The organism is Streptomyces sp. NPDC093225, assembly GCF_044753805.1.
Lineage (GTDB): Bacteria > Actinomycetota > Actinomycetes > Streptomycetales > Streptomycetaceae > Streptomyces.
In genome coordinates this window covers 312,936-336,050 of the sequence record NZ_JBIVNX010000001.1, presented here as the reverse complement: position 1 = coordinate 336,050, position 23,115 = coordinate 312,936, and the positions used below count along the sequence as shown (strand labels likewise).

The following is a 23,115-nucleotide window of genomic DNA, read 5'->3' as shown; positions in this document are numbered from 1 at the left end:
TGGATACTGGCTGGCGTTGGCTCGTGAAGGAGCCGCGTGCGCGCCGTGCCGCGGAGGTCAGCCCGCCTGCGGCGCAGGGCGCTCCCGCTCAGAACGCGCGCAGGACGGCGACTACCTTGCCGAGGATATCGGCGTCATCTCCGGGAAGCTGCAGGTACCCCACGTCCAGCTGCCTCCCGCGAGCCTGTCAGAGCCGGGAGCTAGCATCCGCCCGTGAACTCGCAGCTGCTGTCGACCCTTGCCGTCCCGCTTCCGCCCGGCCGGTTGATCACCTCTGATGAAGGCGACGGGGGCGTCCATGCCCTGTGGTTGAGCGACGGGGCCATACCTGGGGGGTTGTGGGAGCGGATCCGCGCCGAGCATTTCCGCTCAGGAGTGTGGCCCCTGCTTCTCGACTCGCGTGACCCGCACGAGCGCGGCTTCGCGCCTTGGGGCACCGGCGAGCTCTTCCCCGAGCGGATGTCATCGCCCGCCGATCACGACCCGGCCGATCTTCTCGCGACCTGGTGGGCGACGTACACCGCGGTCGACGAGGACGACGACATGCTCTCGCCCGACAAACGCCTGGCCGTCACCGCCCCCTACCCACTCCTGGGAATTCTGGTGGGACTGACCCCACCCCGTCGAATGTCTTTGCACTGAAGGCCCGCACTCCCCCCTGGCGGCGGAAGGGCCCCGATCGTGCACCGGGTGTAACCCGTCATCGGGCGCTTCGCCGTGACATTTCAGCGCGGCCTGCTCGGTCCGCAGCACTCGACAGGCCCGGCAGCCCGCGCACCGCCTGACCGCCACCCGCTGGCACCGATCCCGAACCCGCACCCGCACCCGACAGTGGAAAGGTGCTCGTGTTGCCGCTGAGAGGGGATTCGAGTGCTAACAGTGAGCGGGGCCGGTCTGGTCGATGTGGAGTTCGCACTTCGACGTGGGTGAGGCGGTGGTGGAGGGCTTCGAGCCGTACGAGGAAGGGCCGGACTTCACGTCGGAGCGGGTAGTGCTCTCCTCGGCCGGGTGTATCAGGATTGTCTCCCGCGTCCAGGACCATGAGGCCCGGGTGGCGTTAGCGCTGTCCGAAAGCCCGGGCGTACCGGGCGGTGAGGGCTGGGAGCTGCTGGACTCGGTCTCTTACCGTCCCGTGTACGGAGGGCTGCTGGAGGTGTGGGGCCCGACCTCCGGAGCCGCCTCGCCGGCCGCGTCCCCGATGGAGGTGTGGGGGCAGGCGGTGGCTCCAGGTGAGCCGGTTCTGGAGCTCGATCCCGGCTCGACGTATCGGGTCCAGGTGTGGGCGAAGGGCCGACACGATTCGGCTGAACGCTTCGACGCGGCCCTGCGCGCGGGCACGGACGCTCCGCAGCAGGGGCTGGAGTCGTACGTGATCGTGTTCACCTCGGACGGGGACCAGGAATCCCCGCGGCCACGGCCGGCGACGACGCGTCTTGAGCGGTCGACCGCGCGCCTCGGGAAGCCGCCGTTGAACATGCGCGGGTAGGCACGGCCCTGGCCGGGCCGGACGAGGTCCGGCCCGGCGATCGCGGCGTGCTACTTCGGCCAGACGGCGAATTGGTCGCCGTGGACGATGCGGTCCTTGCCGTTTTCATAGCTAGCCGTACGGACACCGTCAGAGCCTGCCGTTCGAGCACGGCCGTCTGGGGGAGACGCGCATCTCTGCAACCAGTCCGGAGAGATCACCGACGCAGATGAGCCGTTGACCGCCAGAGCAAGTTGGACTGCCGGACCCAGGAATCCGACCCACAGGTCGGTAGTGACGATCGCAGGCTGATCGGACGACCAGACAGTGGCGCCTCGGTATGTGTGGTGGAGTAGCCGCAGCATGCCGATCAGGCTCCCGATTTGGTGACTCGCCTGGTCACGGTGACTGGGCAGCACACGAAGCATGCGCCAGGTCTCCAGCATTCCGCCCACTCCGTGGCACATTGAGGGGTTGGCCAACAGCGGCATCGCGCGGTCGAATTTGGTGGCGAACGACTCCAGTATTGCCGTATACGGCACCGCCACGTCATGGCTGGACTGGAGGAGGCACCAGAGGTAGCCGGCTGCTCCATGGCACCAGGTGTGTGCTGGCAGGGTGGTGCCTGACAAGGTTGCCCGGATGTTAGAGCCGTCATCCGTGAGGCCGTGCTCCGCGATGCTTTGCAGGGCTTCCCTTGAAAGCTGCATCGTGTTCGTACAGCCCGTGGCAGCTGCCCATCCGGCGAGGGCCATCGCGATGCCCGCCGTGCCATGGGCAGCCCCGATGTAGACGCCTCCAGACGAGTCGTACTCGAGGTTGGCTGGCCACCCGACCACCCCGCCGGTTCTGCTCGCTGCTTTGCGGATCCGCTCTACCTGCTGCTCGGCAAGACCGCATCCCCAGGAAGTTCCGAGGACGGCGTCGAGCAGCCGCCCCGCCCACACGATCCCGGCCGCCCCGGAGAAGAGGTCGTAATCGAGGGTGCGGCTGGATGTCGCGTACTCGAATCGGCGCTGTGCTGCGTGGAGGAGGTCTGTTCGCCCCAGCCGTTGTCCCGCCAGGGCAAGCGCTACAGCCACACCACTATTCCCTGTGAACAGGCCGTGTGCCTTGATGGTAGCCGGCCGCTCGGCCAGCCAATTCGCTGCGCCCCTGATGTCGTCGGTGAACTGCTGGGTCCCCAGTGCGGTGTCCAGGGCAGCCAGTGCCAGGAGGATTCCGGCAACGCCCCGGTTCACCCCCTCGGAGACATGGGCTTGGCGGCCGGGATCGTTCCAGTGATAGGTGCCGTCCTGGCCCACCCGGAACCAGCGGCTCGCCAAGCCTGCGCTCACAGCAGCGGAACGGGCCCAGCGCACGTCCAGTGCATCTGGGGATTCGCCCAGGGCTGCAGCGGACTCCGCCTGCAGAGCTGGGAGTGCATCCTTGAGGCGATCGGTCAGGTCTCTGGCGGTTGGTCTGCGCTCCGCGTCAGGGTTATGGCACTCCTTCACGATCGAGGCGGCCGTCCGCAATCCATAGTGGCGCAACATGCCCGTCTGGCGCCCGGCGTTGTTACTCTGCGGCAGTCCGCCAGGGCAGTGCCCCAGCACCGCATGGGTGATACAGGATCCGAGACTGTAGACGTCGTACGACGGCCTGACCGTGGAATGCATCCCTTCCGGTGCCACGTAACCAGGTGTGCCTGCGGAAATCGGTTCCTTCTTCCCGGCTGGCGCGGCCAGTTCGAGGTCAACCAGCCGAAGTGCGTCCGGGCCGAGCCGCATGTTGGACAGCTTCAAATCTCGGTGGACGAGCCCGTACTCGTGCAGCTTTGCTACCGTCTCAGCGAGGTTGGGCAGTTCCTCGAGGCGACGCCGTACGGGAAGTTGCTCCAGCTTGAGTCCGCCCGCGTCGGTCACCACGAGACACCCGGCCGCCGGGTCATGGGCCACGAGTTCGTGCGCGATGCCTGATCCATGTAGGCGGAGCAGCATGCGCCTTTCGTTGTCGAGCCGGCTGACGGCGTCGTTCCCGAACTCGTCGCCCTCGACCCCGCGCATCCTGCGCCGGATGACGATCAGCGTGCAATCCGAGATACGGAGCCCCAGGTCCACGCGTCCGCGATGATCTACGGCCAGCGCTTTGAGCGGAAGGTACCCGACACCGTCGATCTCGATCGGTGCGCCCGGAGGTGTGCAGCCAGCTTGGTCTTTGACGCACATCGGAGGAATCGCCCAGCGAGGCTGCTCCCCCTGGGTGCTTCGCACATCGGGGCTCAACTCCCCGGCTGGCGTCCGCAGCGCCGCGTGAATGACACCGGTGGCATCGGTAACCACCTCGGTACCCGTGAACGCACCGTAACGGAGGAATAGAGCGCCGCCCGAACCCGCCGGGAGGTCAGAGGGTACGGCAGGCGAACCGAGAGGGCGCCAGGCCGCGTCCAGGCGGTCCACAAGACCGACCAAGACCTCATCAGACACCGGATAGGCAGTGACAATCTTTCCTACCTGCGAGTGTCCAGCAAGTCCGGCATTGAGTCGAATGACGGAACTTACATCAGCCGCCAGCTTGAAGGTAGTTCCAGATTCCACCAGTTTCGGGAGTACGATATCGAGCAAATCAAGGACGTCAGTCGCGGCGGCAGAGATATGGAGTTTCCACCCCTGCGTCGGCAGTTCCCCAGGGGCCGAGCACTCCTGCCAGGTGATAGGGCTACCAGCCCTCACCCAGGCCCGCCATCCGTGCGGGAGGCGGGCGGTGAACGACTGGAGGGTGGTTTTGTACTGGATGTGGAGTTGCTCACCGGACCGGATTGACCTCGCCCTCCCCTCGTCCGCACCTTCCCTCTGGCCGGCATTCGCCAGGCCCGAGGACGACCAAACCAACGAGGCACCTCCTCCCGTTCTCCGGAGCGGCTACCCCCGGCGCAGGACCCCGGCCTCACATCGATAGACAGTGCGCCAGCTGCAGGCTCGGGCAGCGGCGGCTTGAGCGATATCGCGTTTTACTTCCCTGGCGGCCACGGCAGAGCAATATCGTGGACCAGAGTGCTCAGTTCGCTGCGGAAGCAGCTAATGTGACAGGCCATTTCATCCGCCCCAGGCACACCGCTGGCCGCCAGCAGCTCTCGCTGGAGATCAGCCGCCAGACCACGCTCCGCCAGCACCGCACCGGGATCTTTGGCGAAACGGTTCCCGAGTGCAGGGTCGTTCTCAACTTCCGTATTGAACTGTTTCACAAACTCACGGATCGCGTTTTCGTCAGGCTTTAGGAAAGCCTCTTCAATCTCGACCTTGAATTCCTTCATCTCAGGTGCACCTTTCGTCGGGCCATGCTGTTGATGACCGCTATTTGAGGCCCTTGCCATTTTACCCGCACGGCGAACCTGCCGCTCTTGCGTAAACGGGTGAATTGATAGCTCACCCGTCCGGCGTAAAGTGCTCCACAACGATGAAACATCTGGCCAGCACGGCGATCCGAAAGAAACGACCTAAGGGTTGTCCCGTAAATGGTCTCCGGGTCGCCTCGGGGGGCCAACCACCCGAGCCTGGCCACCTGGTCGAAGTCAGCACGGCGCACCCCCGAGGCGCGTCGGATGTCGTAGCCCTGTCCTATGGTCGGCAAACATGACTACCTTGATCACCTACGCTGGCCAGGGCACACCCGGCGCTGCGGTCACCCGGATCGGCGGCGTGCCGTTGGCTGAGCCCGGGACCGTATGGCCGACGTGCGCCCCATGCGGTGGCCCGCTGAAGTTCCTCGCGCAGTTCCGTCTGGACGAGTCCGGTTCGGCCCTGGCCGGTGTCGGCGGACGGCAGGCACACGCGCACATGCTGGCGTTGTTCGCCTGCCAGAACCGTCTGGGCGAGTGCGAGGATTGGAACGCCTCCTCCGGCGGCAACCTCGCACTGCTCCTGCCGGCTCGAGGTCTGCGCCGTATCGCACGGCCCCGAGGTCGGTCCGTCGACATCGAGAAGCTGTTCCTCGGCGCCACCCACGCTGCGGAACCGCACGTGGCTGCCGAAGCGGACTACGACAGCGCATGCGCGGCCTGGGCGGCACAGACCGGCCGTCCCCGCAACCACGTCCTCGGGCAGCTGGGCGGCACACCGGCCTGGCTCCAGTACGACCAGACCCCCTTGTGCCCGAGCTGCGCCGCGCCCATGCGGCTGGCCGTTCAGCTGCAGGAGGGGCCCGACCCCATCACCGCCATGAACTTCGGCACGGGCCGCGCTTACGCATTCACGTGCATACCCTGCGGCGAGGCGGCATTCCTGTGGCAGTGCTGACCGCCCACCGCCCGCCCGCCGTGGGCCGGTAGGCCCATGATGACCTCGTCGGCGTCGGGGTCGCACTCCCGGTGCCAGTCCGTCACCGGGCCCCGGACGTACTGCATCGCCGCGCAACCGCAGGCCGCGTGCCCGCATCGGAGATTACATGATCGTTTTGCTGGTGATCGGGCTTCCCCTCCTCACCGTGGCCATGGCTGGTGCGGTGTTCGTCCGTGTGGGCGTGTCGGTGCGCCACCGCTCGCTGCGCCCTCTCATGAGAGCGGTCGCCTGCTTCCAACTGGCGCTGGCCGGGTTCGGGATCGCGGCCCTCGCCTTCGGTTGGGGGCACATGACCGGCTTCAGCGTCCCCGACCCCTATGCCCAGTGCAACGGGTTGGCCCCTGACCGGGAGGCCCCTCGACGGCACCTGGTGACGAGGTCGGTGTTCCCCGTGTCCATCGTCTGCTCCGACACTCCGGACGGCAGGAACGGGGACGAGCAAGTACCGGGCTGGGTCAACCCGACCGTCTTCACGGCCGGTGGGGTGGGCATCGCGGCCCTGATGGCGACCCCGTTCGCGGCCGTGCTGCGGCGCCGCCGGCGGCCCGGCCCGCGGCTGCGCCGGGGGGCGCGGACGGGTTGAGGGTGTCCGCGTTGAAGCTCTCACGGTCCGCCGGCTCTGTGCACGAGGAGGGACAGCACGTGTTCACCGGTTCGGGAGGCACCCGGAGTTGTGTGGCATTCGGACGGACCCGGTGATGCCTGCCCGTGGTCACAGGCCGAAGGCGCCGCCCTCGATGAGGATGAGCAGGCCGATGGTGACCAGGACCAGGGGCAGCAGGACGTGGCCCCAGCGGGCGAGGGCCTTGGCGATGACGGGTCGGGTGGCGAAGAACTTGCCGGCGAAGCACCACACGGCGACGAGCACGAGGAACACCACGGCGTACACGCTCATACCGCCGACGCCGGCGGTGGCGAAGACGGGCACGTAGACACCGATGTTGTCGCCGCCGTTGGCGAAGGTGACCGCGGCGACCTCCAGCGGGCCCGGACCGCCCTCCTCGGCCTGTTCTTCCTCCTCGTCTGCGCTGCCGTCACGGTGGTCCTTCCAGGCCTGCCAGGCGGCCTTGAGACCCAGGGCGAGCGGCAGCAGGCCGAGGTAGGGGATGGCGGACTCGGGCAGGAAGGTGGCACCGAAGGCGGCGGCCACCGCCACGGCGAGGATCGCGGCGAATCCCAGGTACTGGCCCAGCACGATCCGACGGGTGGAGCCGGGGTAGCCGGCGCCCTGGGCGAAGAACAGCGCCAGGATCAGGATGTCGTCGATGTTGGTGACGGCGAACAGGCCGGCTGCTTGCCCGATGATGCCCAGGTCCACGAGTAGATGGCTCCCACCTCCCGGCGCGGCAGGCGGTTGCGGCCTTGCCGACGGGTACTGCCGCAGCGCGGGCCGCGGCGTGAGGCTGACGGAAGGCGGACGTGTTCGGCTGTTCAGCCCACGAAGCCGGGGGCGTGCCGGGCGTCGCCGGAACGGGAGGTGTTCGGTCTGTGATCATGGGGCGTTCCGGGTGATCGGCGAGGAGCTCCGGGGCGGCTGCGGGGCGCACGTGTCGCGGCCGTGTGACGCTCTGGGAAGCACTGTGGGTGATGTGATGGACTGGTTGACCTCGCTGCCGGCGGTGGTGCTGGTTGTGGGCTGGCTCTCCGTTGCCTTACTGGTCGCGGCCGTGGCGCGGGTCGGCGTCCGGGCGCTCGTGCCGGTCGGGGAACAGGACCGCGTGCCGCAGATCGCCATGCCCCTGATGCCCACGCTCGGGGCTGCCTTCGCGATCTTCGCGGCGCTCTCACTGGCCAGCGAGGCCGGCTACCTGCGCGCAGCGGAGGGGTTGGTGAGTGACGAGGCGGCCGCGGCCTCCCGTCTGGCGTGGGCGGCGACGAGTCCGCGGGTCCGGTCCGAGCCGATTCATATGGCGCTGCAGGACTACCTGCAGACCACGCGGGTCAGGGAATGGGAGGGTGCGCCGGCGGCGTCCGCTGACGACCGTGCCACCGCTCGCGCGATCGCACGGTTGGAGCGGAGCGTGCGCGCCGAGGCGGCCCGGCCCGAGCTGGGCTCCCCGGCGAGCACGGAGCTGCTGGTTTCCCTGGACAGCGTCACCAGTGGTCGTCGCGCCCGCGTCGCGGCCGCCTCGCGTGACGTTCCCACGCTCTACGTCGTCACGCTCGTGGCCAGCGGACTGGCGTTGATCGTGAATGCCGGCGCGCTGGTCTTCCACAGCAGCCTGCGAACGTCGCTGCTCGTCGTGGGTGTGGCGAGTGTGGTCGGGCTGAGCCTGGCGTTGCTCTTCGCGCTCAGCGCGCCCTGGAGTGGACCGTTCATCGTGAGTGGCCATCCGATCGACGCCGTGATCGGGGATCTGAGGTCCGGCTTCTTCGGCGGCGGGCCGTAGAGGGGTGTCTCGTCGGACCGGCCGGATGAGGGGCGGGGCCGGGTCCGGCGGTGCGGGCCTGCGGGAGCCGAGCCTACGCCGACAGGGCTCACGCGTGCGTCCACCCGTGCAAGAGGGCTTCGCGCTCGGGCGGTTTCGGTGTGTCGTCGCCGTGCTGCCGGCTCCAGCTCATGAGGGTCCGGGGGTCTGCGGTGCCCTCCCGGAAGCGGGCGAGGAGGTTCTGGGACAGGGCGATCTCCCGGGAGGTGTAGCCCCTGGTCGCCGCTGCCACCCGCACCTCTTGCGCTCCGTCCTGCGTCTCCAGGACAAGCAGCATCTGGGGCGGTTCCCCGCCTCCGTAGCTGGACCCGAGCGTGACCACCGCGTCCGCCACTACCGCCAGGAAGCGGCCGACGTCCTTTGCATGACCACCCACGGGCGCGGCCTCCACCTCCACTGAGCCCAGGGTCGACCACGGCCACGCCCGGATGCCGTCGGGACCCCGTGCCTGCACTCCTTCGGAGGTGATGCGGACGCAGTGCCCCGCCGGGTCCGGCGGGGAACCCACGTACACCGAGTACTCGGTGATCCAGAACAGTCCCACCATCGCCACGGCTGCCTCCTCGCATGCTGCCCGTCCGTCTCGGGCTCATGGGCTCGCTTTCGGGCGCCCTGCGGCGCCTGGTTCCAGTAGGCCCCACCCCGGAGCACGGGACACGCCCCGGCATCTCGGGGCTTGACCGTCCACCGGACCATGGCCTACGTCCGCCGCCCGCGGGAGTCGGCCCGCGCGGAGTCAGCCCCCCCCTGGCCGGCAACCACGCCCGAACTCAGCGGACGCGATTCGGAAGGGTCCAGCGCCCCACGGCAGCCCGCGCTGCGATGAGCTGAGTGGAGTCCGGTGGGCTCACAGCCCGTGGGCGACCGGGTGCAGGGGTTCGTACAGCGGGAGTTCGGCGCCGCTGGGGAGACGGATCGCGGTCAGTTTGCCCCAGCGTTGTTCGCTGACCGGGCGGGTGATCTCAACGCCTTTGGCACGGAACTCGCCCAGCTGGGAGTCAAGGTCGTCGCACATCAGGTAGAACTCGTGCTGGGGCCGGCCCTCGGTCGGGTGCACCGCCACTTCCGCCGGGGGCAGCTTGAAGATGAGCCAACCACCGCCCGCGTCGACGCCGGGAAAGCCGAGGACGTCACGGATGAAGGAACGGTCCGCCTCGGCGTCCTGGCTGTAGAGGATGACATGCGCACCACTGATCATTGCTAGCTCCGTTCCGTCCGTCTGCCGGCGGTCGTGTCCCCGGCATCCTGACACGCCGAGGTCAGGAAGATCTTCGACTGGGTGGGATGACGCGGTGACTGGCTGGGGGTTTGTAGTCTCGCCGTCAGCGCGGCCGGTCCGACGGCCGCGGTGAGCCGGGAACGAAGGCAGGTATGAGCGTGACGGCAACGAACAGCGACATCGACAGGGCAGCCGATGTGCTGCGGGCCGGGGGTCTGGTGGCCCTGCCGACCGAGACGGTCTACGGTCTGGGGGCCAACGCCGAGGACCCCGCTGCCGTCGCGCGGATCTTCCAGGTCAAGGGCCGGCCCCCGTCGCACCCGCTGATCGTCCACATCGGTGCTGCACGTCAGCTGGACGACTGGGTCGAGGAGGTGCCCGCGACAGCGCGCCTGCTGGCCGAGCACTTCTGGCCGGGGCCGCTGACGCTGGTCCTGCGGCGGGGCCCCCGCGTGCCGCTGGAGGCGACGGGCGGGCTGGAGACGGTGGCCGTGCGCGTGCCCGACCATCCCGTGGCCCTCGCACTGCTGTCGGCATTCGGCGGCGGCGTCACGGCGCCGTCCGCCAACCGCTTCGGCTCGGTCAGCCCCACGACCGCCGGCCACGTCCGTGCCGAGCTCGGTGACGCGGTCGACTTCGTGCTGGACGGCGGCTCCTGCCAGGTCGGCGTCGAGTCGACCATCGTCGACGTCACGGGCGGGACCCCGGCCATCCTGCGGCCCGGAGGCGTGACCCGCGAAGACCTCGAGGCGGTGCTGGGGAGCCCGGTCGGGGTTCCCGCCGCCAGCGGCGTCCGGGTGCCGGGCCAGCACCCGTCCCACTACGCACCGCACGCGCGGGTGGTCCTCGTCGAGCCGGAGCAGGTCGTGGCCGAGGCCGAGCTCGCCCAGGAGCAGGGGTTCCGGGTGGGCGTCCTCCTGCCGTCGTCCTTCTCCGGCGCCGGGGTGAAGGCGCACACGGTGGTGCCCCTGCCGGGCGCGATGGAGGCGTACGCGCAGGGGCTGTACGGGTACCTGCGCGAGCTCGACCGGCAGGGCTGCGACGTCATCGTCGCGTCCCTGCCGGTGGAGGAGGGGCTGGGGCTGGCGATCGCCAACCGGCTCCGCCGGGCGGCGGGGCCCCGCGACGTCGCGTAGGGGCCCCGGCCGGGGGCGGTCACGAGGTGGTGGCCGCCGCTTCGAGACCACGGGTGGTCACGAGCTGAGCGCTGCCGTCGGCCAGGCGGTAGGACATCCCCACCACGCCGAGGCGGCCGGCGGCCACGGCCTCGGCCAGGACTCGGGAGCGCTCCAGCAGCAGGTCCACGGTCTGCTCGATGTGCTCGGCGAGGATCTCCTCGGCGCTCTCCCGGCCGGCGGCGCGGGCGGCCAGCACGCTCGGGGTCACCCGTTCGACCACGTCCCGGACGAAGCCGCCCGGCGTCTGACCGTCCTTGAGGGCGGAGCAGGCCGCGGCGACCGCGCCGCACGAGTCGTGGCCCAGGACGACGACCAGCGGCGCGTTCAGCACGCTCACGCCGAACTCGATGGAACCCAGGACCTCGGTACCGGCGACGTGCCCGGCGGTGCGGACCACGAACAGGTCGCCCAGGCCGCGATCGAAAATGATCTCGGCGGCCAGGCGGGAGTCGGAGCAGCCGAACAGCACGGCGAACGGCTGCTGGGACGGCGCGGTCTCGGTTCGGCGGACGGCGTCCTGGTTCGGGTGCTCAGGAGTGCCTGCGACGAAGCGCTGGTTACCGGATATCAGCAGGTCGAAGGCGTCACGGGGCGTCGGAGTCTGGATCTCGCTCATGGCTGGCAGCCTACGAGGCGGCACTGTTCCTCGCAGCGCCTGGGCCCGGCGCCACGTCGCCGGCGAGCGCCGGCGCACCCCAAGGCACCGGGACGGAGCGGCCACGACGCAGAGCTGCGACGCGCGGCGCACCGTGCGGGCGCGCCGGCTCCGCCCGTCCGCATCCAGACCTCTGCGCACGTGGTCGCGGTCCCTTCCTGCGTGCGGCGGCAGGCTGCCCGGGCCGACGGCGGCAACGGGCCGGAGGGCGTCAATTGCGGGCCGTGAGCGGTGGGTTGAGGCGGGCGAATCCCTCCTGCCGCTCGTACGGGAAGTACGGGTACGGCGCCGGGCGGTGGCTGGCGGCGTCGAGGCGGGCCATCTGCCCGGCGGTCAGCTCCCAGCCGACGGCGCCCATGTTCTGGCGCAGCTGCTGCTCGTTGCGCGCGCCGACGAGGACGGTGGAGACGGTCGGGCGGCGCAGCAGCCAGTTGATGGCGACCTGGGGGATGGTGCGGCCCGTCTCCTGCGCGACCTCGTCGAGGGCGTCGACCACGTCGTACAGGTGGGCGTCCGCCACCGGCGGGCCGTAGTCGGCGGTCTCGTGCAGCCGGCTTCCGGCGGGCAGCGGGCGGCCGCGGCGCAGCTTGCCGGTGAGGCGGCCCCAGCCCAGCGGGCTCCACACGATCGCGCCGACGCCCTGGTCGTGGCCGAGGGGCATCAGCTCCCACTCGTAGTCGCGGCCGACGAGGGAGTAGTAGACCTGGTGGGCCGCGTAGCGGGGGAAGCCGTGTCGGTCGGCGACGGAGAGGGACTTCATCAGTTGCCAGCCGGCGAAGTTGGAGACGCCGACGTAGCGGACCTTGCCGGAGCGGACGAGCTGGTCGAGGGTGGACAGCACCTCCTCGACGGGGGTGGCGGCGTCGAAGCCGTGCAGCTGGAAGAGGTCGATGCGATCGGTGCCGAGCCGGCGCAGGGCGTCCTCGACCGCGCCGATCAGGCGGGACCGGGAGGTGCCGTACGCGCCGGGGCCGTCGCCGGTGGGCAGCCCCGCCTTGGTCGAGATGAGCACCCGGTCGCGGCGGCCTCTGACGGCCTGGCCGAGGACCTCCTCGGAGGCGCCCGCCGAGTAGACGTCGGCGGTGTCGAAGAGGGTGATGCCGGCATCGAGGCAGATGTCGACGAGCCGCCGCGCCTCCTGGGCGTCCGTGCTGCCCCAGGCGCCGAAGACGGGGCCCCGGCCACCGAAGGTGCCGGCACCGAAGCCGAGGGCGGGGACCTTCAGGCCGGACGCGCCCAGTTGCCTGTATTCCACGACGGACTCCTCCCGTGAGCAGTAATGGGACCGCAGACCCTTTAAAGTGATCCTCAACGTAGCAGCAGATCGCCACTAATGGAACCAGGGACCCGTTATGACGTCGTCGAGTGATGCCCCGATGCCCGCGCGGGCCGCGGGGTCGACAGAGCCGGGGAGCCTGCGGCCCGGGGGCCGTACGGCGCGGGTGCGGGCCGCTGTGCTGGCCGCCGCCGGGGACATGCTCGCCGAGCAGGGCTTCCACGGGCTGGACCTCGGCGAGGTCGCCCGGCGGGCCGAGGTCGGCAAGACCACCGTGTACCGGCGCTGGGGCACCGTGGCCGGCCTGGTCGCCGACGTGCTGACGGACATGGCCGAGCAGTCACTCCCACGCAGCGACACCGGCTCGCTGGAGGAGGACCTGCTGGCCAACGCCGAGCTCGTCCGGCGCACCCTGTCCGACCCGCGCCAGGGACCCCTGTTCAAGGCCGTCATCGCGGCCGCCACGGGCGACGCCCGGACGGCCGAGGCCCTGCACCGCTTCTACGAGGTCCGGGTCACGGAATGGGCACCGTGCGTCGAGGAGGCCGTGGCGCGGGGGGAACTGCCCCGGGGCACCGACGCCGCCGAGGTGGTGCGGGCCGTCTCCGCCCCGCTGTACTACCGACTGCTGACCACGGACGCCCCGCTCGACGACACCGCGGCCCGGCGGGCCGCCGGCGCGGCGGTGGCGGCGGCCCGCGCCGGGGCCTTCGTACGAACTCCGTAGACGGTGGCCGAGACACCCCGGAACCGACGTGCAGTTCCTGTGGGTTGGCGATGGGATCAGGCCGCTGCTGGCAATGGCTGCCGCTCCGGCGTAGACCCCGCTCGCCGCTCGCCGTTCGCCAACGACCCGGCCCGGCCCGGCCCGACCGCGGCCGTACAGCCCGCATAGCCAGCAGTCAGGCAGTCAGCAGACCCGCCGTCACCATGCCGGCCGCACGACTCCGGCGCCGGGTCGGCGGGAACGGGGGGCCGCCGGCCCCCTCCGCTCACTTCTTGCGGGCGGTCACCAGGGTAAAGGAGAGGTACTCCCCGCGGTCCTGCGTCAGCATGTCGATCACCGGCTGGTGGGTCTTCGGGCCGTCCGGCTGCACTTCGGCGCAGGCCCGTGCCCAGATCAGCCAGTCCTGCCAGGCGTCCTCCTGCAGCCGCGCGGACGTGACGTCCACGAGTTCGGTGATCTCCCACTGGAAGCGCCACCAGTCGGGCGTGTGCCAGGCGATGGCCTCCCAGCCGACCACCCGCTTGACATGGGGAGGGATGAACCCGAGGTCGCGGACCTCCCGTGTCATCCCGGGTGTGGCCACGCCCAGTTGGCCGCCGGGGCGCAGGAACCGCGTCAGGTAGGGCAGGTAGCCGTCCGCAGTACCGAAGTACTCGAAGGCGTCGATGCTCACGATCGCGTCGAAGCTCTCCGGAGCGAACGGCAGGACGTGCGCCTCCGTCCGTACGGCTCTCACCCGGTCGGCGACCCCCGCGGTGGCGAAGACCGCCGCCGCGTCCTCGGCGGGTACCCACCAGTCGGCGGCGACGACCTCGACGCCGTACTCGCGGGCCAGGAACACCGAGGTGGCGCCCTTGCCCGAGCCGAGATCCAAGACCCGCATGCCGGGGCGCAGATCGAGGTCACGGGCCAGGTCCTCGAGGAGCCACAGCGGGTTGGGCCCCATGTCGAGGTCGACGAGCCACGACGGGTCGTAGCGTGACGAGCGGGGGTAGCGGTCCGGCCGTACAAGATCGTTCAGTGCAGTCACGGGCACACTCAAGCCCACGTCCTGCGCCGGCACAATCCGTTTAATCCGCTCGCCACTTGAGGTCTGCGCGCATCTGGCCGCGACCGTGAACGGGGGACGTTCGCGAGCACGGTGGGACTCAGGACATTACCGACCGGCCCGTGTACCGAAGCCATCAACACCCGCGCCAGGAAGGCTGCTTGAGGCCAAGTGCTCGTGGACGACGCCCGGGCCGTCGGGAAGGGGGCTCATGGCTGAACGCTCTGAAATGATCGCAGTGTGACGACCGATTTCCACGAACGATCTGGCATGCCTCCACGAGAGGTCCGCATTCCTACTCGCGATGGCGGACGACTGTGGGCCGAGCGCAACGGCACCGGAAACCCGGTCGTGCTCCTGCACGGCGCGGGCATGGACTCCCGTCTGTGGGACGCCGTCGTTCCCGAGCTGGCCCGCCACCACGACGTGATCCGCTACGACGCCCGCGGGCTGGGACGCTCCACCCCTCCCGGAAAGCCGTTCAGCGACGTCGAGGACCTACGCGCCGTCCTCGACCACTTCGGCCTACGTCACGCCGCGCTGGTCGGTTTGAGCATGGGCGGCGAGACCGCGCTGGACTTCACCCTGGCCCACCCGGAACGCGTCACCGCACTCGTCCTGGTCGGCGCCTCGGTCAGTGGGCACGTCTGGCCGCCGAGTCCCGAGCTGTCGGTCTATGCCACGGCCCGGCGCGAGCGGGACACGACCACCCTGGCCGAGCTGGAGCTGACGATCTGGGCGGCAATGGGACGTACGGCTCCCGGAGGTGAGCTCATCGAGGACATGGTCGCCTCGAACGCCGAGCGGCGAGTGGTGAGCGAGCAGCACTGCACCGTCTCAACGGGCCGTGCTGCCGAACCGCACCTCGCAGACATCTCCGTGCCGACGCTGGTCGTGCACGGTGCACACGACCACCCGGAGATTGCGGTGATCGCCGAGCGGCTCGTCACCGACATCCCCGGCGCCCGCGGCGAGACAATCCCGGACGCCGACCACTACCTGCCACTCCGCACACCCGAACGCCTCACGAAACTAGTGCTGTCGCACCTGCCCTGACACGCGGACGGACCGGCCGCCGACCGCGGCCCGCGGGAGGCGGCCACGCTCGTTCAACGACCTGCAGGGGGCCGCCGGCAAGGAGCCGGGCGGCTGGTCTCAGGTGTCGGCGCTGCTGGCCCACCTCGCGGTGGACCGGTCGGACTCCAACGAGGACGCCGCCGGCCACAACCCAAGCGCTTCGCACGACCCGACCAGCGGAGGCGGTGGCGAGCCCGCGGCCCCCGCCGCATCGAGAGCGCCACTCCGACTGCGGCAAGCGCGAAGCCCCCCGCGACCGCGGGTCTTCGCCGAAGTCATCCGTGCGCGGCCGGCACGGGCATCCCGGACACCACGCACACCAGACCCGTGACCTACAACGTCACAATGCACAGCGCTCGATGGCCCAAACGACAGCCCCCGGGCTACTTGTCATTCAGGTGTGCGGTCAGGCGTGAGAGCAGAGGCAGGGCCGCCTCAAGCGTCTTTCGTTCTTTGGAACTGAGGACATCGTGGATCGCGGTGCCGAGCCAGTCCGCACGCCTTCGGCGCTCCTCGGCCAGACGGCCACTTCCCGTCGGCGTCAGGTGGAGCAACAGCTTGCGCCCGTCGCTGGGGTGTGCCTCGGTACACACAAGGCCCTGAGCGAGGAGTTCTTTGACCGCCTTGGCAGCCGACTGGTGACTGACTCCCCGCTGTTGTGCGATGTCGGCGGTGGTCAGCGGGCCGCTGCGGTCCAGGTAGCCCAGGACGGCGGCCTCGCCGGGCGGCATCTTGTCGGCAGTGCGCACAGTGCGTACGAGCCGTCCGATGGTCAGGCGAAGTTCTTCAGCCAGCTGATTCTCGTCCACGATGCCACCTTACCCACGCCCATCAACCAGACTGTACACCTTGGCTCCATTGTTTGCTTTGGCGCTGCAGGAGCGCCCGCCAGCCCTCGCCTGAGCGAGGGGCGGGGGCGCGGGCGGGGGCGGGGGAGTCAAGTCGCAGGCGGCGCTCACCGTGCGATATCTACAACCACACTATACAGTTTGGTTGTAGACATTCGGTCGGTTCGGAAAGGACCCGCTGTGAAGCTCACCAAGCACGCCCATGCCTGCGTCACGCTCGAGAAGGACGGCACCCGCCTGGTCATCGACCCCGGCGCCTTCACCCCGGACGCGGCAGAGGCCGTCAGCCAGGCCCACGCCGTCCTGATCACCCACGAACACTTCGACCACTTCGACGAAGAGCTCGTCGCCGCCGCTCTCGAAGTCCAGCCCGGGCTGCAGGTCTACGGCACAGCCACGGTCACAGCCACCCTCGGCAGCCACGACGGCCGCGTCCACGCCGTCGCCGCGGGCGACACCTTCAGCGTCGGCGCCATCACCGCCACCGTCCACGGCCACCGCCACGCGCTGATCCACGCCGACATCCCGTGCCCCGACAACGTCGGCTACCTCCTCGACGACGGAGCCGTCTACCACCCCGGCGATGCCTACTTCGCGCCCGCCGCCCCCGTACACACCCTCCTGCTGCCGACCAGCGGCCCGTGGACAAAGCTCGGCGAAGCCGCCGACTACGTCCGGACCATCAAGCCCGAGCGCATCATCCAGATCCATGAACTCATGCTCAGCGACCTCGGACAGCACTCCACCGCCAATCTCCTCGGCGAGAAGGGCCTGACCGGCACCCCGATCGACCGCCTCGAGCCCGGCACCACCGTCCAGCTGTAAGAGCTCGTTCCCAACGAATGCGGAGCCGGCGGAAGCTGGAGCCCGGCGACCACCCCCAGCGTGAACTCGGCGCGCCCCCGCCGCATCAGGAACGCTTCGCCTTGAGGGAGTCGTCCTCCAAGGGCATCAGCAGCTTGCGGAGCAGGGACGCCAGCTGCTGGCTCTCGTTGGGGCTGAGGCTCTCGATGAGTTCGCGCTCGTTGGCCAGATGGCCTTCGATCAGGCCCTCGGCGATGCCGCGGCCCTCGGCGGTGAGTTCCGTGCGTACCAGGCGCCGGTTGTCGGGGTCGGTGGCGCGGGTGACCAGACCCTTGGCGACCAGCCGGTCGATGCGGTGGGTGAGGGCCGCGGGGCTGATCATCGCGGCGCCGGCCAGGTCGCTCATGCGGAGTGCGTTGCCGCCGCCCGCGCGAAGGAGCGTGGCCAGGATGTCGTACTCCCAGGTCTCCAGGCCGTGTTCGTCGAAGTAGCCCTTGATCCCCTGCTCAAGGAGCCGTGACGCACGGAAGATCCGCAGGACGACGCCGATCGGCTCCGTGTCCAGTCCGGGGCGGATCGCGTCCCACCGCTCAATGACGTCGTCCACCGTGTCGCGCATGACGCCAAGGCTACCACCACACTTCGACGTCGAACCATTTGACTCCGACGAGATGCCTCGCTAGCGTTTCACTCAGCAAAAGATTCGACTTCAAAGCTTTTGCCATACGACCTTTCGAAGCTAGGTACGTGCCCTTGGCGGGCACGCCGGAGCGATCAGGAGAAGCCTGTGCACTATGTGCTGTTCGTCCGCACCGACGACACGCCCGACAGCGCCCTCGGCCACTACCTCACCCACGTCGGCCCGACCCTCGACGCGTTCGACGGACGGCTGCTCGCCTTCGACAGCCCGACCCGGCTGGAGGGCCCCTCCACGTTCACCAAGACCGCCCTGGTGGCCTTCCCCACCGCCCGGTCGGCGCACGACTGGTACGCCTCACCCGCGTACCAGGAGCTCGTCGCCTGGCGGGTCAGGACGATGGGCCACGAGGTCGACGTCCACCTCGTGGCCGGCCTCCCCGACTGACCCCACCCACGCCTGTGGGGGGCGCCCTGGCTGACGACGCGGCCGCCGGGTCCGTGCACAACGTCGGCGGCAGTCATGTCCAGGCCCAGCCGCACAAAACGCAGCGGTGGCGGACTCGACCTCGAACCGGCGGGTGGTGGCGGGGCAGCGGGCGAGGTCCGTACGGACCGGCCAGAGGCGGCCGGCGCACTCGTGGGCCGGCTCGCCCAGAGCCGGCTCGCGGTGCTTGCAGGCCTCGGACCACACGCCCAGAAGCACGCCGGCACCGGCCGGGCGCGTCCGCAGGCTCCGCCCCGGTGAAATTCCCGGGTCGTGCGGGCCCGTCGTTCCCGGGACGGCTGCGGAGGGCCCGCACGAACGCCGCCGAGCCGGGCGACGGCTTCGGCGTCGCCGTCTGCCTCGGGGACATCAACGGCGACGGCCGCGCGGACCTGGCCGTCGGCACCTACGGCGAGACCACGGGCGACCAGTCGCGGGCCGGCGCGGTCACCATCCTCTACGGCTCCACCAAGGGCCTGCGCACCTCCGCCGCGCAGGGCTTCACCCGGGCGACCGCCGGCGTCCCCGGCGTCCTGCGCAGGGCCGAGCAGTTCGGCGCAGCCGTCGCGCTGACCTACGCCAACGGCGACGGCCTGGCCGACCTGTTCGTGGGAGCCCATGACGCGGACACCGTCCACGACGGTCGGTGACCGTGCTGCCCGCCACCAGCCTGGGCAGGACCGGCACGACCGCCGCCCGGCTCTTCCTCCCCGAGCACGTCGGCCTCCCGGCCGGCGACAGCGCCCGCTCTCCAGTCCTCAACGACGATGTGGTTCCGCCTACGCCGCGAAGGGCTCTGCCGCCTCGGTACGGGGTGCCTCGCCGTACGGCAGGGCAGTCGACCGTGCCCGAGGAGGTGACCGATCGTGTCTTGGCGTGCGCGCCGCTGAGCGCCGAGCGTTGGCCGAGGCGCGAACGCGGCACGTGGGGTGGGCGATGAGTCGGGGTACGGAGCAGCGTCGCGACCGCGATGACCAGGCGGAACCGTCCGGTGGACAGGCTGCCCGCGTCGAGCCCTCGTCGACACCGTTCACCAGGGTCGACCGCCGTGCGGGCGCACCGGGTGTGGCCCGACTCCAGAGGCTGGCCGGCAATCGAGCGGTAGTCGGGGCACTCGCCCGCGAAACCGGGAAGGGGGCCGCCGCAAACGACGGCGCCGACCCACGGCAGGTACTGGACCAGTCGGTGATCCAGGGGGAGCTGTCGGAGGTGGCCACCCAACCCAACGTAGGAGTGACACGGAGCGCGGGCGGCCGCAACGTACTGGCGCCCAAGGAGATCCCGGCCCGGGTTCCGCAGCCCGTCATGCCACCCCGTGAGGCTCCTGCCGGTCCCGCCGCGCGGCAAGCCCCCGGCGCGGGGCGGGTACGGGAGGAGACGGCACGGGCACTCGACACGGCCGCGGGCCGCGTTCTCCCGGGTACGGGCGGGACCATACCGCCACGGTCGACGCAGGTCCCGGACGACGGCGGCGGTGCGGCGGAGGGGAGCGCGCGACCGCTGGCGAGGGCGCGCGCGGAGGCATTGGTGCGGCCGAGCTCGCCCGACGCGCTGCGGCGGCAACTGCCTCAGACGCTGCCGCCCCTGGAGGATGTGGCTGAGGACGTCGACGATCGGCGCACGAACACGGAGAAGACCGCGGACGCCGGTGCGCAGGCGGCTTCTCTGCGGGCCGACGCCGGTGTCCGGCGGACGGAGGCCGTCTCGGAAACGCTCGCCCACCGGCAGAGCGTACGGGAGCACGGCTTGCAGCAGAAGGCGGCCGTCCGCGCGGCCTCGTCGGCGAAGGCCGCCGCGCTGGCGCAGCAGTCGGCTGCGATGAAAGGGGAGTTGGCCGCCGCGGCGGAACGGGAGAAGGCCTCGCTGCGGGCGCAGGCCGACGCCGACGTCGCGGCCACCGCCTCGGCGACCGCCCAGCGGCTGGCGGCGGCCCGGGCACAGGTGCAGGACCGCCGCCGGTCTCTGGTCGAGGCCGGGGAGACGGCGCGTACCGACGCACTGGCGGCGGCCGATGCGGAGGGAGCGATGGCGGTCGCGGAGATGGAGGCCTCCGCGGGCGCCTGCGAGCAGGCCGGCGAGGCCGTGGCCGCACGGTTCGCCGGAAGCGAGGAACCGCGCCCGGAGCAGCGGGAGGCGTCGCGGCGGGTGGCCCGGGAGAGTGCGGCGGACATCCGGGCGAAGAAGGCCGCGGTGCCTCGCGAGCTGCGGGGTCAGGCGGTGGAGCACGGCCGGCGGTGCGTCGCCTACACGCGCGGCATCGCCGCACAGCTCACCGAGGCCGAGCAGACGCTGACCGGCGAGTTGGGTCGGGCCGGTGACGAGGCGCAGGCCGCGGTCCGGGACGGGCTGGCCGGTGCCCTGGCCACCGTGGACGCACGGCTGCGGCAGGACACCGCAGGCGTTGATTCCGCCACCGCCGCCGCCCGTGCCCAGCTCGATTCCGCCGCGGCGCAGGCCACGGAGGAGCTCGAGACCGGCAGGGCGGGTGCCGAGGGTGAGCTGGAGTCCGCCGCGGCGGCGATCGGCCAGGACCTGGGGCACGGCGCCGACGAGACGGCGACGGTGATCGAGGAGGCCGAGCGACCCTTCCTGCCCGGCGTCCGGGAGCAGGTCGCGGCCGCCCGGGCCACCATGGCCGGGTCCGTGGCCGCCGCCCGGACCCACGTGGGCGGCGCCGTCGCGCAGTCACGGGACCGGTTCTCGGCCGTCTCCTCCGCGTTCGACCGGGCCGCGGAAGAGATGCTGGGGCACGTCACGCAGCAGCAGGAGCGGGTCCGGGACGGCTTCGCCGAAGCCCTGCAGCAGGTTCGCGGCAACAGGGCGCAGGCGGCCGCAGCGATCACGGAGGGGCTGAGCCTGCGCCAGCAGGGGGTCACGGACGCCGTGCTCGCCCAGGCGGACGATGCCATGGCGCAAGCACGGGGCAGGCTTGCCGAGATGGCCGGCCAGTTCCGCACCAGCATCGGCGACGCGGCCGCGCGCAGTGTCGTGGAGGCCACCCGCCCCCGTACCGACGACGTCCACACCCGCTCTCGGGAGGCGGGCGAGCAAGCGGGCCGGGGAGTGCTCGCAGGCCTGGGCCGCGCGCTCGTCCAGATCGCCGTCGGCCTCGTGGTGGTGGTCGTGGTCGCGCTCGTCGTCGCCGCGATCGCCGCGGCGTTCGGCGTCCTGCTCACCGCCTGGACCGCCGTCATGGTCGCAGGGGCGATCCTGCTCGCCGTCGGGCTCGTCCACAACCTCGTCCAGCGCCTCGGGCAGCGGGAACTGGAAGGCAGTCCGGGGACGGCCGTCCTCCTCGCCCTCTCGGACACCGTCGGGATCACGGGCATCGTCGAAGGTGTCCGGGGGCGGGAGCTGGTCACCGACCGATCGCTGTCGGCGGCCGACCGGACGGAGCGGGGCGTGCTGGGGGCCGTCACGCTCATCGGCGTCCTCGTCGGCGCCAGGTCCGCGATCAAGGGACCTCCCGGCGGGGCTTTCGTACGTCCGGTCGAGCTGACCGGCGGGCTGTTCGGCAGGATGGCCACCGGGGTGACCGGTGTCGCCGCCGAGATCGCCTCCGGCGTCGGTCGCACCGCCCGCTCGGTGCGCGACTGGCTGGTGGGCAAGGGCGAGGAAAGCGGCGGGTGCTTCGTCTCCGGCACCCTCGTCGCCACCCCGACCGGAGCCGTGCCCGTGGAGACGCTCCGCATTGGTCAGGTGGTCGTCGCCCAGGACCCGGACACCGGCCTGACGACCGCGGAGCGCATCACGGACGTCCTGACTCGCACGGTGTCGCGGGTTCTCGATGTCGCGGCCGGCGGCCACGTGATCACGTGCAGTCCCGAACACCCCTTCTGGGTCGGGGGCCTCGGCTGGGTCGAAGCCGGCTCGCTCCTGCCCGGCCATCGCCTTCGTACCGCGGCGGGCGCCGACCTGCGCGTGGACACCGTGCAGCGGCGCCCGGGAACCCGATGGACGGTCCACAACATCACCGTGGCGGGCCCCCACACCTATCACGTGGGTGCGGGCGCGGTCCTGGTCCACAACAAGGCGCTGGAGGCCGACTTCGTGCCGCGCCAACGCGCCCTCCAGGGCGAGGTACTGGAGCTGTCCGGACGCGCCACGGAAGCCGTCCGCCGCGCGGAGTCCCTTCCCGCGGACGCGCCCGACCGGGCCGAGTCCGTCCGCCAGGCGCGAGCCCTGGCCGAGGAAGTGCGCACACTGCAGCAGGAGGTGAACAGGTCCAGTTCCCTGGAGGACGTGGAAGACCTCGAAGACTGGCAGGCCGGCGCGCGCGCACGCCTCACCCGGCTCGAAGGAAGTCTCCCCGCGGCTCCGGAGGCCCCTCCGCAGACAGCCACTCAGCCCTTCACCCCGGAAGCCGCCATGACGGAGCTCCAGGAGAACGGTCACCTGCGGACGCTCGAGCGGGACCATCCGGGACGCACCTGGCGGGGCCGGTTCGCCGAGCGCATGGACTCGGAGGTCCCCACGCAGACCAAGCAGAAGATGATCGTGACCGGAACGGCTCCAGGCCGCTCCCCCGTCAGCTACGAGTTCTCCGTCGTCTACGACCACCCCACCGGGCAGTTCACCTATGCCGGCCGGTCCGGAGGCCGTCCCCCGACCCGCTGAGCGCGACCATGACGACTGCGCGGCGCACGACGATGACGATGACGACCGAGGGACACGACCACGACCAGCTACGGCGACGCACCACGGACCTGATCTTTGACGTGATCGCCGGCACGGTGGTGCACCTCGCGCCGGTCAGCGCCGAGCTGGTGGCGGGGCTGTGGGTCGCCACCTTCACCACGCTGCTCGAGCACGGCCTGAAGGGCATTGCGGCCGAGAACTGACCGGCACTGGTCCACGCTGGTCAACGGTGACCAGCGGAACGATTCGGCAATTCCGACGCGCCGCATGCACGACCCTGTCGACCCTTTTGCGCCATATAGTGCGTACGCA

23 protein-coding genes are annotated in these 23,115 nt (G+C 70.6%); 13 read left to right on the top strand and 10 right to left on the bottom strand.

The genetic code is table 11. From position 1 onward, the window contains the following. The first annotated feature begins 213 nt into the window (after positions 1-213). Together ACIQCH_RS00935 and ACIQCH_RS00930 are read left to right on the top strand one after the other, a co-directional pair. Complete coding sequence (locus ACIQCH_RS00935; RefSeq protein WP_402576517.1) at positions 214-642, top strand: hypothetical protein; 429 nt, start codon at positions 214-216, stop codon at positions 640-642. A 280-nt stretch (positions 643-922) separates the two neighbouring features. After that, positions 923-1,486: a hypothetical protein gene (locus ACIQCH_RS00930; RefSeq protein ID WP_402576515.1), complete on the top strand. Its 564-nt coding sequence runs from the start codon at positions 923-925 to the stop codon at positions 1,484-1,486. Positions 1,487-1,536: 50 nt separating this feature from the next. On the opposite strand, the gene ACIQCH_RS00925 is transcribed toward ACIQCH_RS00930, so the two are convergent. Together ACIQCH_RS00925 and ACIQCH_RS00920 are read right to left on the bottom strand one after the other, a co-directional pair. Beyond that, the gene (locus ACIQCH_RS00925) at positions 1,537-4,041 is read right to left on the bottom strand and encodes a lanthionine synthetase LanC family protein (RefSeq protein ID WP_402576513.1); all 2,505 of its coding nucleotides are present in this window, start codon (positions 4,039-4,041) and stop codon (positions 1,537-1,539) included. Positions 4,042-4,454: 413 nt separating this feature from the next. Next, positions 4,455-4,757: a hypothetical protein gene (locus ACIQCH_RS00920; protein ID WP_402576511.1), complete on the bottom strand. Its 303-nt coding sequence runs from the start codon at positions 4,755-4,757 to the stop codon at positions 4,455-4,457. A 319-nt stretch (positions 4,758-5,076) separates the two neighbouring features. On the opposite strand from ACIQCH_RS00920, the gene ACIQCH_RS00915 reads away from it, so the two are divergent. After that, the gene (locus ACIQCH_RS00915; RefSeq protein ID WP_402576509.1) at positions 5,077-5,739 is read left to right on the top strand and encodes a hypothetical protein; all 663 of its coding nucleotides are present in this window, start codon (positions 5,077-5,079) and stop codon (positions 5,737-5,739) included. A gap of 148 nt (positions 5,740-5,887) precedes the next feature. Next, entirely contained in the window at positions 5,888-6,364 is a 477-nt protein-coding gene (locus ACIQCH_RS00910) for a hypothetical protein (protein WP_402576507.1), read from the top strand. A gap of 129 nt (positions 6,365-6,493) precedes the next feature. On the opposite strand, the gene ACIQCH_RS00905 is transcribed toward ACIQCH_RS00910, so the two are convergent. Beyond that, positions 6,494-7,099, bottom strand: a complete 606-nt coding sequence (locus ACIQCH_RS00905; protein WP_402576505.1) for a cadmium resistance transporter — start codon at positions 7,097-7,099, stop codon at positions 6,494-6,496. A gap of 274 nt (positions 7,100-7,373) precedes the next feature. Between ACIQCH_RS00905 and ACIQCH_RS00900 the strand changes: the two genes are divergently transcribed. Continuing rightward, complete coding sequence (locus ACIQCH_RS00900) at positions 7,374-8,171, top strand: hypothetical protein (protein WP_402576503.1); 798 nt, start codon at positions 7,374-7,376, stop codon at positions 8,169-8,171. Between the two features lie 88 nt (positions 8,172-8,259). On the opposite strand, the gene ACIQCH_RS00895 is transcribed toward ACIQCH_RS00900, so the two are convergent. After that, the gene (locus ACIQCH_RS00895; RefSeq protein ID WP_402576502.1) at positions 8,260-8,763 is read right to left on the bottom strand and encodes a hypothetical protein; all 504 of its coding nucleotides are present in this window, start codon (positions 8,761-8,763) and stop codon (positions 8,260-8,262) included. Positions 8,764-9,057: 294 nt separating this feature from the next. Further along, entirely contained in the window at positions 9,058-9,408 is a 351-nt protein-coding gene (locus ACIQCH_RS00890; RefSeq protein ID WP_402576500.1) for a VOC family protein, read from the bottom strand. A 173-nt stretch (positions 9,409-9,581) separates the two neighbouring features. On the opposite strand from ACIQCH_RS00890, the gene ACIQCH_RS00885 reads away from it, so the two are divergent. Further along, complete coding sequence (locus ACIQCH_RS00885) at positions 9,582-10,565, top strand: L-threonylcarbamoyladenylate synthase (protein WP_402576498.1); 984 nt, start codon at positions 9,582-9,584, stop codon at positions 10,563-10,565. A 19-nt stretch (positions 10,566-10,584) separates the two neighbouring features. On the opposite strand, the gene ACIQCH_RS00880 is transcribed toward ACIQCH_RS00885, so the two are convergent. Both ACIQCH_RS00880 and ACIQCH_RS00875 read right to left on the bottom strand, forming a co-directional pair. Further along, the gene (locus ACIQCH_RS00880) at positions 10,585-11,223 is read right to left on the bottom strand and encodes a carbonic anhydrase (protein WP_402576496.1); all 639 of its coding nucleotides are present in this window, start codon (positions 11,221-11,223) and stop codon (positions 10,585-10,587) included. 250 nt (positions 11,224-11,473) lie between these two features. Further along, positions 11,474-12,517: an aldo/keto reductase gene (locus tag ACIQCH_RS00875; RefSeq protein WP_402576494.1), complete on the bottom strand. Its 1,044-nt coding sequence runs from the start codon at positions 12,515-12,517 to the stop codon at positions 11,474-11,476. A gap of 97 nt (positions 12,518-12,614) precedes the next feature. On the opposite strand from ACIQCH_RS00875, the gene ACIQCH_RS00870 reads away from it, so the two are divergent. Then, the gene (locus ACIQCH_RS00870; protein WP_402576492.1) at positions 12,615-13,265 is read left to right on the top strand and encodes a TetR/AcrR family transcriptional regulator; all 651 of its coding nucleotides are present in this window, start codon (positions 12,615-12,617) and stop codon (positions 13,263-13,265) included. A 265-nt stretch (positions 13,266-13,530) separates the two neighbouring features. Here the strand turns inward: ACIQCH_RS00870 and ACIQCH_RS00865 are convergent, their stop codons facing one another. Next, positions 13,531-14,295, bottom strand: a complete 765-nt coding sequence (locus ACIQCH_RS00865; protein ID WP_402576490.1) for an SAM-dependent methyltransferase — start codon at positions 14,293-14,295, stop codon at positions 13,531-13,533. A gap of 288 nt (positions 14,296-14,583) precedes the next feature. Between ACIQCH_RS00865 and ACIQCH_RS00860 the strand changes: the two genes are divergently transcribed. Next, positions 14,584-15,369, top strand: coding sequence for an alpha/beta fold hydrolase (locus tag ACIQCH_RS00860; RefSeq protein WP_402576488.1), 786 nt, complete (start codon positions 14,584-14,586; stop codon positions 15,367-15,369). 404 nt (positions 15,370-15,773) lie between these two features. On the opposite strand, the gene ACIQCH_RS00855 is transcribed toward ACIQCH_RS00860, so the two are convergent. After that, positions 15,774-16,199 (bottom strand): MarR family winged helix-turn-helix transcriptional regulator, encoded by a 426-nt coding sequence (locus tag ACIQCH_RS00855; protein ID WP_402576486.1) that lies wholly within the window; start codon positions 16,197-16,199, stop codon positions 15,774-15,776. Positions 16,200-16,418: 219 nt separating this feature from the next. On the opposite strand from ACIQCH_RS00855, the gene ACIQCH_RS00850 reads away from it, so the two are divergent. Next, positions 16,419-17,063 carry an MBL fold metallo-hydrolase gene (locus ACIQCH_RS00850; protein ID WP_402576484.1) on the top strand — a complete coding sequence of 215 codons (645 nt, stop codon included), beginning with the start codon at positions 16,419-16,421 and terminating at the stop codon, positions 17,061-17,063. An 85-nt stretch (positions 17,064-17,148) separates the two neighbouring features. Here the strand turns inward: ACIQCH_RS00850 and ACIQCH_RS00845 are convergent, their stop codons facing one another. Beyond that, positions 17,149-17,661 (bottom strand): MarR family winged helix-turn-helix transcriptional regulator, encoded by a 513-nt coding sequence (locus tag ACIQCH_RS00845; protein WP_402576482.1) that lies wholly within the window; start codon positions 17,659-17,661, stop codon positions 17,149-17,151. Between the two features lie 168 nt (positions 17,662-17,829). Between ACIQCH_RS00845 and ACIQCH_RS00840 the strand changes: the two genes are divergently transcribed. The 4 genes from ACIQCH_RS00840 (at position 17,830) to ACIQCH_RS00825 (ending at position 23,006) form a co-directional block, all read left to right on the top strand. Then, complete coding sequence (locus ACIQCH_RS00840) at positions 17,830-18,126, top strand: DUF1330 domain-containing protein (protein ID WP_402576480.1); 297 nt, start codon at positions 17,830-17,832, stop codon at positions 18,124-18,126. A gap of 296 nt (positions 18,127-18,422) precedes the next feature. After that, positions 18,423-18,815: an FG-GAP repeat protein gene (locus tag ACIQCH_RS00835; protein ID WP_402576478.1), complete on the top strand. Its 393-nt coding sequence runs from the start codon at positions 18,423-18,425 to the stop codon at positions 18,813-18,815. 943 nt (positions 18,816-19,758) lie between these two features. After that, the gene (locus tag ACIQCH_RS00830) at positions 19,759-22,782 is read left to right on the top strand and encodes a polymorphic toxin-type HINT domain-containing protein (protein ID WP_402576476.1); all 3,024 of its coding nucleotides are present in this window, start codon (positions 19,759-19,761) and stop codon (positions 22,780-22,782) included. 8 nt (positions 22,783-22,790) lie between these two features. Next, positions 22,791-23,006 (top strand): hypothetical protein, encoded by a 216-nt coding sequence (locus ACIQCH_RS00825; protein WP_402576474.1) that lies wholly within the window; start codon positions 22,791-22,793, stop codon positions 23,004-23,006. The last annotated feature ends 109 nt before the right edge of the window (positions 23,007-23,115 follow it).